A 12,390-nucleotide genomic window follows, 5' to 3' on the forward strand; every position below is an offset into this window, starting at 1 on the left:
CAGCGCTTGACAGGCATCCATGCCTGTCACCTCCCTCCGCAAGCCCTGCGCTCGGCCTCCTGAAGTCGCGATCTGCGACGCCTGAGCTACCGCGCACTTAGAAGCAAGAGCAAAAGCATGGGAACGGGGACGGGCATGGGATGAGGACAGGTATGCTGCGGGCTTGGCAGCAGCAAGCGCTTGCGCGATGGCTACGCACAAGTCCCTGACCCGCGGACCAGGCCACCTCCCGCGCTGCAAGCCGAACCACATCCTAATGTCGCGGTCTTCATAAACGAAGGATCCGCTTCATACCTTGGCCCGGTGGGTTTGCCACCGCGCTTGTGTCATCATGCCCCAACCGCCGGTGAGTCTCCTTATAAGCCCTCTATGAACAAACCCTACGCATTGCTGCTTGCCTTCGCCCTGCTCCAGGGCTGCCAGAGCCTGCCCGCGCACAAGGCCGAGCCTGCTGCTGACGTCGGTAAACCCGAAGCCGAGAAGCCCATGGTGTACGGCTCGTTCAAGCAGGATACGCTCTATAACCTGTTGGTGGCCGAGCTTGCCGGGCAACGCAATCGCTTCGACATCGCCCTGGCCAACTACACCGATGAGGCCGCGCGAACCCAGGATCCTGGCGTCTCCGAACGCGCCTACCGTATCGCCGAATACCTGGGCGCCGATGAACCTGCGCTGGACAACGCCCTCATCTGGGCCCGCAATGACCCGCAGAACCTCGATGCGCAACGCGCCGCCGCCATCCAGCTGGCCCGCGCAGGCCACTATGACGATGCCATGGCCTATATGGAAAAGGTCCTGCAAGGCCAGGGCGATACCCATTTCGATTTTCTAGCCCTGTCGGCTGCCGAAACCGACCAGAGCACACGTGATGGTCTGCTGCAGAGCTTCGAACGCCTGTTGGTCAAGTACCCTGACAACGGTCAGTTGATCTTCGGCAAGGCCCTGCTGCTGAACCAGGACGGCAAGGCCGAAGAGGCGCTCGAACTGCTCGAATCGCACGCGCCACAAAACGGCGAAATTGCACCGATCCTGCTGCGCGCTCGCTTGCTGCAAGCCCTGGACCGTGGTCCAGAAGCCCTCCCCCTGCTGCGCAAGGCGATTCGCGAAAACCCCGACGACAAGCGCCTGCGCCTGACCTATGCCCGGACCCTGGTCGAACAGGACCGCATCGCCGACGCCAAGGGCGAATTCGTCAGCCTGGTCCAGCAGTATCCCGAGGACGACGAGCTGCGCTATTCCCTGGCGCTGGTGTGCCTTGAAAACAAGGAGTGGGATGAAGCCGAAGGCTACCTGCAGGAGTTGGTCGAACGCGACAGCAACACCGATGCCGCGCACCTGAACCTTGGCCGCATCCACGAAGAACGCCACGACCCGGCAGGTGCCCTGCGCCAGTACGCCCTGGTAGGGCCAGGGCCCGACTACCTGGCCGCGCAACTGCGCCAGGCCGACATCTTGATCGCCAACGGCCGCGGCACCGAAGCCTCTCGCCTGCTCGCCGAAGCCCGCGAAGCCCAGCCCGACTACGCGATCCAGCTGTTCCTGATCGAATCGGAAAGCTACAGCAACAATAACAAGGACGCCCAGGCCAACCAGGTGCTGCAACAAGCCATCCAGCGCTACCCGGACGACCTCAACCTGCTCTACACCCGTGCCATGCTCGCCGAAAAGCGCGATGACCTGCCCCAGATGGAAAAGGACCTGCGCGCCATCATTGCCCGCGAGCCGGAAAACGCCATGGCCTTGAATGCCCTTGGCTATACCCTGGCCGACCGCACCAATCGTTACGCCGAAGCCCAGGCCCTGATCGACAAGGCGCATCAGCTGACCCCGGACGATCCCGCAGTGCTCGACAGCCTGGGCTGGGTGAACTATCGCCTGGGCAACCTCGACAAAGCAGAGGATTACCTGCGCCAGGCCTTCGCCAGCTTCCCCGACCATGAAGTCGCCGCCCACCTGGGCGAGGTGCTGTGGGCCAACGGCAAGCGGCGCGAAGCCCGCCAGGTATGGGCCAAGGGCTTCGAAGCCCAGGCCGACAGCCCTGTGCTGCGCAAGACCCTCCTACGCCTGACCGGATCCGAGACCCTTTAAGACCATGCTATTGCGCCATTTCGTAACCTTCACCCTCATCGCCCTCCTGGCCGGCTGTGCCGGCATTGGCAGCCGCGAAGCCTTGCAGGGCCACGGCGACCCACAGCAGTGGCGTGCCCACAAACAGCAGTTGAGCAGCCTCAACGGCTGGCAGATCAACGGCAAGGTGGGCATCCGTGCCCCACGCGACTCGGGCAGTGGCACCCTGTTCTGGCTGCAGCGCCAGGACTACTTCGACATTCGCCTGGCCGGGCCGCTGGGCCGTGGGGCCGCACGCCTGACCGGCCGGCCTGACGCCGTGGTGCTGGAAGTGGCCAACCAGGGCCGCTACGAAGCCACCAGCCCCGAAGCGCTGCTGGAAGAGCAACTGGGCTGGAAGCTGCCTGTTTCCCACCTGGTCTGGTGGGTGCGCGGCCTGCCAGCGCCGGACACCAAGAGCAAGCTGACCCTCGACGGCGACAGCCGCCTGGCCAGCCTTGAACAGGACGGCTGGCAGGTCGAGTACCTGAGCTATGCCGAGCATAAAGGTTACTGGCTGCCCGAACGCCTCAAGCTGCACGGCAAGGACCTGGACGTGACCCTGGTGGTCAAGGACTGGCAGCCCCGCCAGCTGGGGCACTGAGTCGATGCAAGCGCTTACCCTGCCCGCGCCGGCCAAGCTGAACCTGTGGCTGCACATCATTGGCCGCCGTGCCGATGGCTACCACGAGCTTGAAACGGTCTTCCAGTTTCTCGACCACGGCGACGAGCTGAGCTTCGCTGTGCGTGAGGACGGCATGATCCGCCTGCACAGCGACCTCGATACCGTGCCCCATGACAGCAACCTGATCGTGCGTGCCGCTCGCCAGCTGCAGGCCCAATCGGGCACGCCCCTGGGCGCAGACATCTGGCTGAACAAGGTGCTGCCAATGGGTGGCGGCATCGGCGGCGGCAGCTCGAATGCCGCCACCACCCTGCTTGGCCTTGCCCACCTGTGGCAACTGGATTGGGACGAAGATCGCCTGGCTGCCCTGGGCCTGGGCCTGGGTGCCGATGTACCGGTATTCGTTCGCGGTCATGCCGCCTTTGCCCAGGGTGTGGGCGAACAGCTCACGCCGGTCGATCCGGAACAACCCTGGTATGTGGTGCTGGTTCCGCAAGTGTCTGTAAGCACAGCAGAAATTTTTTCACATCCGCAGTTGACACGTGATTCTCTCCCCCTTAAGATGCGCCCCGTTCCCAAGGGAAACAGTCGAAATGACTGCCAACCGGTGGTAGAGCAGAATTACCCGGAAGTTCGCAACGCGCTGAACGCACTGGGAAAATTCACAGAGGCTCGACTAACCGGAACTGGAAGTTGTGTGTTTGGGGCCTTCCCAAGCAAAGCCGAAGCTGATAAAGTTCTGGCCCTTCTTTCAGCGACCCAAACAGGGTTTGTGGCGAAAGGAAGCAATATTTCGATGTTGCATCGCAAGCTGCAAAGTCTGGTCAAGAAGTCGAGTGCCTAGCGCTCGCAGCAACAGATACAGGGGCGTCGCCAAGCGGTAAGGCAGCAGGTTTTGATCCTGCCATGCGTTGGTTCGAATCCAGCCGCCCCTGCCATTTTCCTTATACTCATCCAGGTATACCCTCAGCCTTCAGGTACTGCGCGTGTCCAAGATGATGGTCTTTACGGGGAACGCTAACCCCGATCTGGCTCGGCGTGTCGTACGTCAGCTGCATATCCCTCTCGGTGACGTCTCTGTCGGTAAATTCTCCGACGGCGAGATCAGCACTGAGATCAATGAAAATGTCCGCGGTAAAGACGTCTTCATTATTCAGCCGACCTGTGCACCGACCAACGATAACCTGATGGAACTGGTAGTGATGGCCGACGCCTTCCGCCGCTCCTCAGCTTCCCGAATCACCGCCGTGATTCCTTACTTCGGATACGCCCGCCAGGACCGCCGTCCGCGTTCGGCACGTGTAGCCATCAGCGCCAAAGTCGTCGCTGACATGCTCACTGTCGTGGGTATCGACCGTGTACTCACCGTCGACCTGCACGCTGACCAGATCCAGGGTTTCTTCGATATCCCGGTCGACAACATCTACGGTTCGCCCGTACTGGTCGACGATATCGAAGACCAGCGTTTCGAGAACCTGATGATTGTCTCCCCGGACATCGGTGGTGTCGTGCGCGCACGTGCTGTCGCCAAGTCCCTGGGTGTCGACCTGGGTATCATCGACAAACGCCGTGAAAAGGCCAATCATTCCGAAGTGATGCACATCATCGGCGACGTCGAAGGGCGCACCTGCATCCTGGTAGACGACATGGTCGACACCGCCGGCACCCTGTGCCATGCGGCCAAAGCCCTGAAAGAGCACGGCGCTGCCAAGGTTTACGCCTATTGCACGCACCCTGTCCTGTCGGGCCGCGCGATCGAGAACATCGAGAAGTCGGTCCTGGACGAGCTGGTGGTGACCAACACCGTTCCGCTGTCCGCCGCTGCTCAAGCCTGTGACCGTATCCGCCAGCTGGATATCGCACCGGTTGTCGCCGAAGCGGTTCGCCGCATCAGCAACGAAGAATCGATCAGCGCGATGTTCCGCTAAGCGGAACGCTCGCTGACGAAAAGCGCCCCGCCCCAGCACATCTGCTGGGGCGGGGCTTTTTTGCCATCCCCGTTGGCGCTGGTCGCAAACGCCCTCGGGGGGCTATTTTGGAGAAACAAAATGACTGATTTCACTCTGAACGCCCAAGCGCGTACTGACCTGGGGAAAGGTGCGAGCCGCCGCCTGCGTCACTCCGCCAGCATCCCAGCCGTAGTCTACGGTGGTGATAAAGAAGCTCAATCCCTGACCATCGTGGCCAAGGAAATCACCAAGCTGTTCGAAAACGAAGCGGCCTTCAGCCACGTCATCGAACTGAACGTTGACGGCGTCAAGCAGAACGTCATCATCAAGGCCATGCAGCGCCACCCGGCCAAGCAGTTCATCATGCACGCCGACTTCATCCGCGTCGTTGCAGGCCAGAAACTGACCGCCAAGGTACCGGTTCACTTCATCAACGAAGAAGGCCCGGTCAAGAAAGGCGGCGAAGTTTCGCACGTTGAGTCGGAGCTGGAAGTTTCCTGCGAAGCTAAAGACCTGCCTGAGTTCATCGAGGTCGACCTGGCCAATGCTGAAATCGGCACCATCATCCACCTGTCGGACCTGAAAGCTCCGAAAGGCGTAGAGTTCGTCGCTCTGGCCCACGGTGATGACAAAGCAGTTGCCAACGTTCACGCACCACGCGTGTCCGCTGAAGCTGAGGAAGAAGGCGCTGCCGAGTAATCCACTCGCACGCCGGCGTTGATCGGGTTACAGTGCCGCGCGCCCTGTAACCCACCAACTCCAAGGAAGAGCCCCTGACGTGACCGCCATCCAGTTGATCGTCGGCCTGGGTAACCCCGGCCCCGAATACGAACAGACCCGGCATAACGCAGGGGCTCTTTTCGTTGAACGCATTGCCAGCGCCCAGCGCATCTCGCTGACCGCTGACAAGAAATATTTCGGCCTGACGGCTAAATTCAGCCATCAGGGCAACGATGTTCGCCTGCTGATCCCCACCACCTACATGAACCGTAGCGGCCAGTCCGTGGCGGCGTTGGCCAATTTCTTCCGGATTAAACCGGAGGCCATCCTGGTGGCGCACGACGAACTCGACCTGCCTCCCGGCGTTGCCAAGCTCAAGCGCGGCGGCGGCCATGGCGGGCACAACGGCCTGCGCGACATCATCGCGCAGCTCGGCAACCAGAACGACTTCCATCGCCTGCGGCTCGGTATTGGCCATCCAGGCGACGCCAAGCTGGTCTCCAACTTCGTCCTGGGCCGCGCACCGCGCGCCGAGCAGGAGAAGCTCGACGCCAGCATCGACTTTGCCCTCGGTGTGCTGCCGGACGTGCTCGCTGGCGACTTCGCCAAGGCGATGCGCGAGCTGCACAGCCAGAAGGCCTGATTTCCTTTAGAGAGGGGAATACCCATGGGTTTCAATTGCGGCATCGTCGGCCTGCCCAACGTCGGCAAGTCCACCCTGTTCAACGCCCTGACCAAGTCTGGCATCGCGGCAGAGAACTTCCCTTTCTGCACCATCGAGCCGAACAGCGGCATCGTGCCCATGCCCGATGCGCGCCTCAATGCGCTGGCTGAAATCGTCAAGCCCAACCGCATCCTGCCCACCACCATGGAATTCGTCGACATTGCAGGCCTGGTGGCCGGTGCTTCGAAAGGCGAAGGCCTGGGCAACAAGTTCCTCGCCAACATCCGTGAGACCGACGCCATCGCCCACGTGGTGCGCTGCTTCGAAGACGAGAACGTGATTCACGTTTCCAACAGCGTCGATCCCAAGCGCGACATCGAGATCATCGACCTCGAACTGATCTTTGCCGACCTCGACAGCTGCGAAAAGCAGTTGCAGAAAGTGGCCCGCAACGCCAAGGGTGGCGACAAGGACGCCCTGGCGCAGAAGGCCATTCTGGAACAGCTGATCCCGCATTTCACCGAAGGCAAGCCAGCGCGCAGCCTGATGAAGAACATGAGCGCCGATGAAAAGGCCCTGATCCGTAGCTTCCACCTGCTGACCAGCAAGCCGGTGATGTACATCGCCAACGTTGCCGAGGACGGTTTCGAGAACAACCCGCACCTGGACGTGGTGAACGCCATCGCCGAGGAAGAAGGCGCGGTGGTCGTACCGGTGTGCAACAAGATCGAAGCGGAAATCGCCGAGCTGGACGACGGTGAAGAAAAGGACATGTTCCTCGAGGCCCTGGGCCTGGAAGAACCTGGCCTGAATCGTGTGATCCGTGCCGGTTACGAGTTGCTGAACCTGCAGACCTACTTCACCGCCGGCGTGCAGGAAGTACGTGCATGGACCGTGCGCGTAGGTGCCACTGCCCCGCAAGCGGCCGGGGTGATCCACACCGACTTCGAGAAAGGCTTCATCCGCGCCGAAGTCGTGGCCTATGACGATTTCATCCAGTACAAGGGTGAGAGCGGCGCCAAGGAAGCCGGCAAGTGGCGCTTGGAAGGCAAGGATTACATCGTCAAAGATGGCGACGTGATGCACTTCCGCTTCAACGTTTGATCGACGCTTAACCGCAGCGTAAATAAGCAGGAGCGTTCAGCAGCCCAATTGAGGGTCTGCCGAACGCTCCTGTTTTTATTCAAGCCCGCAAAAAGCGGGAGCACGGCGCCAGTGCGTGCGGCTTACTCACCTCCCCCAGACCGCTGCTCGCCTGCCAGCATCACCAGCAAGACGATCACCATCACCGCGGCACCCAGGTTGTAGAGCATGCCGGACACAAACGCATGCACATACTGGCCGGCTTGAACGACCAAGCCTTCCCCTGGCAGCGCCGCCGCGAAGAAAATCCCCACCACGGCCACCCCCAGCGCCGCACCGACCTGCTGCACTGCCCCGCACCTACCACGATCAGTACCGGGATCAGCCAAACGGGCACCAACTGTGCGCCTGCCGCCTGGACCTGGGCAATCAGCAACCCGATCGACAGCGCGTACAGCAAGGCCCCTACCATGATCGCTCGTATTCCCCAGCCCGCAACCAGCCGCGGGGCAGCAAGCGATGCCAGTACGAAACCCACACTGCAGGGTGCGAAGATACTGCCCGCCATGAAGGGATCCAGACCCAGCCCGCTCTGCATCAGCAGGGCGAAGCACAGAAAGAAGGAACTGGATGTGGAATAGACCACCAGCACCAGCAGCGTGCCCAGTGCAAAGCGGCGCTGCGTCAACAGTTGCATGTCCACCAAGGGCAACCTGCCGGTCGCTCGTCGCCGTTGCTGCTGGCGCTTGAACAGCGCGAGCAAGCCCAATGCCAGGCCGAGCGCGAAGAAACTCCAGGCAGGCCACCCCTGCCCCGGTCCTTCGATCAGCGGCACGAGCAGCAATGCCAGGCCGACGCTGACCAGCGCCACGCCTGCCCAGTCCAGGTCCGGGCGCTGGGGCGCGCGGGTCTCGGGGATGTAGCGCGCCGCCACGAAAGCCAGCAACCCAATGGGTACATTGATCAAAAAGATGCTGCGCCAGCCTGATCCGAACAGGTCAGCATGTACCATCCAGCCGCCCAGCACCTGGCCTGCGATGGCAGCCAGCCCCAGCGTCATCCCTAGCAAACCGAAGGCGCGGCGGCTGTCCTGGGCGTCGAAGTTGACCCGAATCGAAGCATAGACCTGAGGGAACAGCAGCGCGGTGGCCAGCCCCTGTACAGCCCGTGCACCGATCAGAAAAGCAGCACTGGGCGCCAGGCGCCGCTGGTGAGGCGTTTGATGCACGACCTGCCGCACGCGGCCTTCGTCCTCAACCTGCGCTGGGATGTACTGGGGTTCAATGGGCTAGCCGACGCACTCTTCGGCTTCGCCGCGCACCCGCCTGAGCGCCGCAACCTGCTCTGGCTGCTGTTCACCGACCCGACGATGCATGGGCGCTTGCACGACTGGGACAGCCAGGCCCCGATTATGCTGGCAAGCTTTCGTCGCGACTTCGCCCGGGCCACGCAGGAAGCCGATATCCACGCATTGGTGGACGAACTGGAGCATGTCTCGCCGGCCTTCAAGGCCGGCTGGCGCTCCCACGACGTGCATGCATCCTGCAGCGGCGTACGCCAACTGGTCATCGATGGGCAGGCCCAGCTGTTCGAGCATACCTCGCTGACCGTCGATGAAGACCGGCACCTTCGGCTGGTGGTATACGCACGCCAAAATGGGCTGCCAGGCAGCCCATGATTCACGCGTCGTTTTCAGCTTCGGCCGGGCGTTGCCCGTCCTGCAACAGCACCATGCTCTGCGGCGCAGAGAGGGCGATACCTTCGTCGCGCAGGCGCCCCAGTATGGTGAACAGCAGGTCACTGCGGGCACCGCCCACCAACCGCGGCCCTGCCACATAACCACTGACGCCAATCACCATACCGGCATTGGTCAGGTCCTTGAACGACACCGACGGCGCCGGTGCTTCGAGGATGGCCTCGTGCTCCTGGAAGGCGGTCAGCAGCAGCTCACGGACCCGGTTGGCGTCGGTGTCCAGGGGCAAGGTCAGGGTAATACCGACCACGCCAAGGGCATTGCCCATGGTCACGTTGCGCACGTTCTGGGAGATGAACTGCGAGTTAGGGACGATCACGGTGGAGCGGTCCGACATCTGGATCTCGGTGGCGCGCACGTTGATGCGACGGATATCCCCCTCGACACCCGCCAGGCTCACCCAGTCACCCACCTTGACCGGGCGTTCGGTAAGCAGGATCAGGCCGGAGATGAAGTTCTGCACGATCTGCTGCAGGCCGAAGCCGATACCGACCGACAAGGCACTCACCACCCAGGTCAGGCTAGTGAGGTTGATGTGCAGGGTCGACATCACCAGCATGGCCAGGAACAGGAAGCCCAGGTAACCCACCAGGGTGACCAGCGAGGCGCGCATGCCGGCGTCCATGTCGGTTTCCGGCAGCAGGCGCTCACTCAACCAGCGCTTGACCACACGAATGGCCAGCATCCCGCCTACCAGTATGCCAAGCGCCAGCACGATGTCCTGGGGCACGATGTTCAGGTTGCCAAGTAGCTTGCCGCCCGTGCCATCCCAGTCACCCAGGCTCAGCAACAGTTCGCTGGGGCTGGTGCCCGACGGCATCAAGGTCAGCAGCAGGGCCAGGATCACCACGACGGTGCGACCAATGCCGGCGAGCACCGTGCTCGCCTGCGCCTGGTGCCGTGGTGCCAGGCCCAGCGTCGAGGCCAGCGCCAAGCCACCCGGTTGGCGAGGCGAGAGCAGCATTTCGCACAGATCACTCAGGAACGTTGTGAGCAAGTAGGCGCACGTGACGACCAGGCTTACCCATAGCAGCTTGGCTGTGAGGAAATAGGCCAGGGTGAGGTACCCGGTGATCAGCGATAGCAGGATCGCGGCTAGCCACACCACCATCACGAACGGGATCAAGCCGGCCAGGCCCGTCGCCCGGTCAATGCCATGCCGACGCCGAGCACGGCGGTAGGTCATCAGGGCGCCGGCGAAAATCAACGCCACCACCAGTGCAGTAAGGCCATTGACCGCCACGGTCAGGGCCAGGCTGACGCCGATCACACTGTTGATCCGCTCCAGGGTCATCATCACCATCAAGGCCAGCGCCAGCACCTTGGGGAACCAGCCCAGGGCCTCGGCCACTTCGTCGGCAATCGCCGGCAAACGCCAGGAGGGACGCTGCAACATCAACAGTGCCCGGCCAAGGCCGGTAATGAAGGCGCTGAACACCACCAGGGCAAGAATATGGTCGGTCAGGCTGGCCAGGTCCGAACCCAGTTGCGCACTGCTTTCAACGCCCCAGCGCAGCAGCGATACCGAGCCGGCAATGGTGCCCAGGGTTGCCAGGCTTACGCCCACGGCCAAGGCACTGCGACGCAAGCGTCCCTCCGGTAACCAGCGCACCATGGACCTTGCCAGCAGCCGCTCCAGCAAACCCCGCACCAAGGTCCATACCAGGATCGAAGCGATCAGGCTGGTGAAGAACAGCCAGCGGTGTTCAGCGCTCAGGGCACTGTCGAGCGCGTCGGTGATCTCGCCGCGCAGGTCATGCAGCCGTGCCACATCGTCCTGGGTCGGGCGGATCATGCTCTGCCAGAACGCAGGGCTCAACGGCGACGCTGCCCGGCTGGATATCTGCGAGTTGAACAGGCTGCGGCGCAGGTTGACGATCTGCGTGGACAGGTCCCGCGCCGACTGGGTCAGCTTGGTGGCCTGATCCTGCTGGGTCGCCAGGGTTTTCTTCTCGGCCTCCAGCGCCTGGCGCTGCTGGGTCAAGGTCGCAGGCTCGTCCGGCTGAGCGGGGCCGATGACCTTCAACTGATCGTCCACCTTCTGCGCATCGGCTGCACGCTGGGTGCTCAAGGCATCGGCCTGGCGCTGGACCTGCACGGCCGCCATGCGCAGTTGCGCCAGCAGGTCGTCGTTGGCATCACTGGTGACGCCCTGGCGAATCTGGTCCAGTCGGTCGCTAAGCTGGTCGACGCTCGCGGTTTCGTCCAGTGCCGGTGCGTCAGCGGCAGCCTGCGCCGTCGTCGCAGGGGCAGGTGCCGACCAGGCTGGGTTGGACACTGTCACAATCAGCGCCAGCAACAGCATCACGCTGTGACTAAAGCGGGAAAGGCTGACACGCCTCATCGAACATTCCTCTTTCCAATTCGATCTGGCGAGCGATTCTACGCCGCTTCGGGCCATCAGGAGAGGGCTGTTTCGCGCGCCAGCAATTGCCGTTTGCGCTCGATCCCCCAGCGGTAGCCGCTGATGTCGCCGTCCCGGCGCACCACCCGGTGGCATGGAATGGCCACGGCAATACGGTTAGCCGCGCAGGCCTTGGCCACTGCCCGCACCGCCTTGGGGGCGCCTATGCGCTCGGCGATGTCGCTGTAGCTGACCCGGCAGCCAGGGGGTACTTCACGCAGCGCTTGCCACACGCGCTCCTGAAAGACGGTGCCCTGCACATCCAGCGGCAGGTCCAGGCCGAGCGCCGGCGCCTCGACGAACCCGATGACCTGCGCCACGACCTGTTCGTACGCGCCATCGGCACCGATCAGCTCGGCGTTGCAGAACTGGTCTTCCAGGGCGTGCACCAGCGCCTCAGGATCATCGCCGAGCAAAATCGCGCAGATGCCCTTTTCGCTCTGGGCAACCAGGATGGCACCTAGTGAGCACTGGCCCACGGCGAAGCGAATGGTCACCCCGGCACCACCTGCGCGAAACTGCCGGGGTGGCATGCCCAGCCGCTGCTCAGCCCCGGCATAGAAGCGGCTGCTGGAGTTGTAGCCCGCCTCGAAAATGGCATCGGTGACCGAGCCCTGCCCATGCCCCAGGCTGCTCCTCAGGCGCTGGGCGCGGAAGGCCTCGGCGTAGGCTTTGGGTGTAAGGCCGGTTTGCGCCTTGAACAGCCGATGCAGGTGGAACGGGCTGACGGCCAGGCGCTCGCCCAACTGCTCCAGGCTGGGCGGTAGCTCGCACGCCTCGATCAGGCGACAGGCATCGCTGACCAGGCGCCGCGTACGCGCCGAAATGGCAGGCCGGCCCATGCAGCGCTTGCAGGCGCGGTAGCCCGCTGCCTCGGCCAATGCCGGGGACTCGAAGAACTCCAGGTTGCTGCGCAGGGGGAGCCTGGCCTTGCAGCCTGGATAGCAGTAGATGCCGGTGGTGCGCACGGCATAGACGAAATGGTCCGCCGCCTCGGCAACACGTGCCGCAACGGCCTGCCAGCGCTGCTCGGGAGTGGTGTAGGTTGTCATGTTCGTCTTCCAGACTCAGTGCAGTTCGGCAAGC

At 62.8% G+C, this 12,390-nt stretch carries 11 protein-coding genes and 1 tRNA gene; 9 read left to right on the forward strand and 3 right to left on the reverse strand.

The genetic code is table 11. From position 1 onward, the window contains the following. The first annotated feature begins 369 nt into the window (after window positions 1–369). The 8 genes from FS777_RS17935 to ychF all read left to right on the forward strand — a co-directional run bounded on the left by FS777_RS17935 (window position 370) and on the right by ychF (window position 7,168). Complete coding sequence (locus FS777_RS17935; protein ID WP_058638599.1) at window positions 370–2,088, forward strand: tetratricopeptide repeat protein; 1,719 nt, start codon at window positions 370–372, stop codon at window positions 2,086–2,088. A gap of 4 nt (window positions 2,089–2,092) precedes the next feature. Next, a complete protein-coding gene (gene lolB / locus FS777_RS17940; protein WP_145256766.1) occupies window positions 2,093–2,710 on the forward strand; it encodes a lipoprotein insertase outer membrane protein LolB in 618 nt (205 codons plus the stop codon). Between the two features lie 4 nt (window positions 2,711–2,714). Then, window positions 2,715–3,575, forward strand: coding sequence for a 4-(cytidine 5'-diphospho)-2-C-methyl-D-erythritol kinase (ispE, locus tag FS777_RS17945; protein ID WP_058638601.1), 861 nt, complete (start codon window positions 2,715–2,717; stop codon window positions 3,573–3,575). Window positions 3,576–3,594: 19 nt separating this feature from the next. After that, window positions 3,595–3,669 (forward strand) — tRNA-Gln (locus FS777_RS17950). 48 nt (window positions 3,670–3,717) lie between these two features. Then, on the forward strand, window positions 3,718–4,659 hold the full coding sequence (locus FS777_RS17955) for a ribose-phosphate pyrophosphokinase (protein ID WP_003247410.1): 942 nt from the start codon (window positions 3,718–3,720) through the stop codon (window positions 4,657–4,659). 120 nt (window positions 4,660–4,779) lie between these two features. Next, window positions 4,780–5,379, forward strand: coding sequence for a 50S ribosomal protein L25/general stress protein Ctc (locus tag FS777_RS17960; RefSeq protein WP_023533244.1), 600 nt, complete (start codon window positions 4,780–4,782; stop codon window positions 5,377–5,379). Between the two features lie 79 nt (window positions 5,380–5,458). Then, on the forward strand, window positions 5,459–6,043 hold the full coding sequence (gene pth / locus FS777_RS17965; RefSeq protein ID WP_016501511.1) for an aminoacyl-tRNA hydrolase: 585 nt from the start codon (window positions 5,459–5,461) through the stop codon (window positions 6,041–6,043). A 24-nt stretch (window positions 6,044–6,067) separates the two neighbouring features. After that, on the forward strand, window positions 6,068–7,168 hold the full coding sequence (gene ychF / locus FS777_RS17970) for a redox-regulated ATPase YchF (RefSeq protein WP_058603088.1): 1,101 nt from the start codon (window positions 6,068–6,070) through the stop codon (window positions 7,166–7,168). Between the two features lie 181 nt (window positions 7,169–7,349). On the opposite strand, the gene FS777_RS17975 is transcribed toward ychF, so the two are convergent. Beyond that, complete coding sequence (locus FS777_RS17975; protein ID WP_256675194.1) at window positions 7,350–8,387, reverse strand: MFS transporter; 1,038 nt, start codon at window positions 8,385–8,387, stop codon at window positions 7,350–7,352. Here FS777_RS17975 and FS777_RS17980 point away from each other — a divergent pair. After that, window positions 8,370–8,825: an XRE family transcriptional regulator gene (locus tag FS777_RS17980; RefSeq protein ID WP_178091288.1), complete on the forward strand. Its 456-nt coding sequence runs from the start codon at window positions 8,370–8,372 to the stop codon at window positions 8,823–8,825. The genes FS777_RS17975 and FS777_RS17980 overlap by 18 nt on opposite strands. Window position 8,826: 1 nt before the next feature. Here the strand turns inward: FS777_RS17980 and FS777_RS17985 are convergent, their stop codons facing one another. Further along, window positions 8,827–11,244: a DUF3772 domain-containing protein gene (locus FS777_RS17985; protein ID WP_145256769.1), complete on the reverse strand. Its 2,418-nt coding sequence runs from the start codon at window positions 11,242–11,244 to the stop codon at window positions 8,827–8,829. Between the two features lie 56 nt (window positions 11,245–11,300). Further along, window positions 11,301–12,356 (reverse strand): bifunctional DNA-binding transcriptional regulator/O6-methylguanine-DNA methyltransferase Ada, encoded by a 1,056-nt coding sequence (gene ada, locus FS777_RS17990; protein ID WP_145256772.1) that lies wholly within the window; start codon window positions 12,354–12,356, stop codon window positions 11,301–11,303. Between the last annotated feature and the right edge of the window lie 34 nt (window positions 12,357–12,390).

Source organism: Pseudomonas sp. DE0157, from assembly GCF_007678615.1.
In the GTDB taxonomy this organism is placed as follows: domain Bacteria; phylum Pseudomonadota; class Gammaproteobacteria; order Pseudomonadales; family Pseudomonadaceae; genus Aquipseudomonas; species Aquipseudomonas parafulva_B.

Excerpts from the sequence above, each read along its gene's own strand:
- ada (WP_145256772.1), bottom strand. The coding sequence starts at position 12,356 with ATGACAACCTACACCACTCCCGAGCAGCGCTGGCAGGCCGTTGCGGCA.
- ispE (WP_058638601.1), top strand. The coding sequence starts at position 2,715 with ATGCAAGCGCTTACCCTGCCCGCGCCGGCCAAGCTGAACCTGTGGCTG.
- ychF (WP_058603088.1), top strand. The coding sequence starts at position 6,068 with ATGGGTTTCAATTGCGGCATCGTCGGCCTGCCCAACGTCGGCAAGTCC.
- FS777_RS17985 (WP_145256769.1), bottom strand. The coding sequence starts at position 11,244 with ATGAGGCGTGTCAGCCTTTCCCGCTTTAGTCACAGCGTGATGCTGTTG.
- FS777_RS17935 (WP_058638599.1), top strand. The coding sequence starts at position 370 with ATGAACAAACCCTACGCATTGCTGCTTGCCTTCGCCCTGCTCCAGGGC.
- lolB (WP_145256766.1), top strand. The coding sequence starts at position 2,093 with ATGCTATTGCGCCATTTCGTAACCTTCACCCTCATCGCCCTCCTGGCC.
- FS777_RS17980 (WP_178091288.1), top strand. The coding sequence starts at position 8,370 with ATGCACGACCTGCCGCACGCGGCCTTCGTCCTCAACCTGCGCTGGGAT.
- FS777_RS17960 (WP_023533244.1), top strand. The coding sequence starts at position 4,780 with ATGACTGATTTCACTCTGAACGCCCAAGCGCGTACTGACCTGGGGAAA.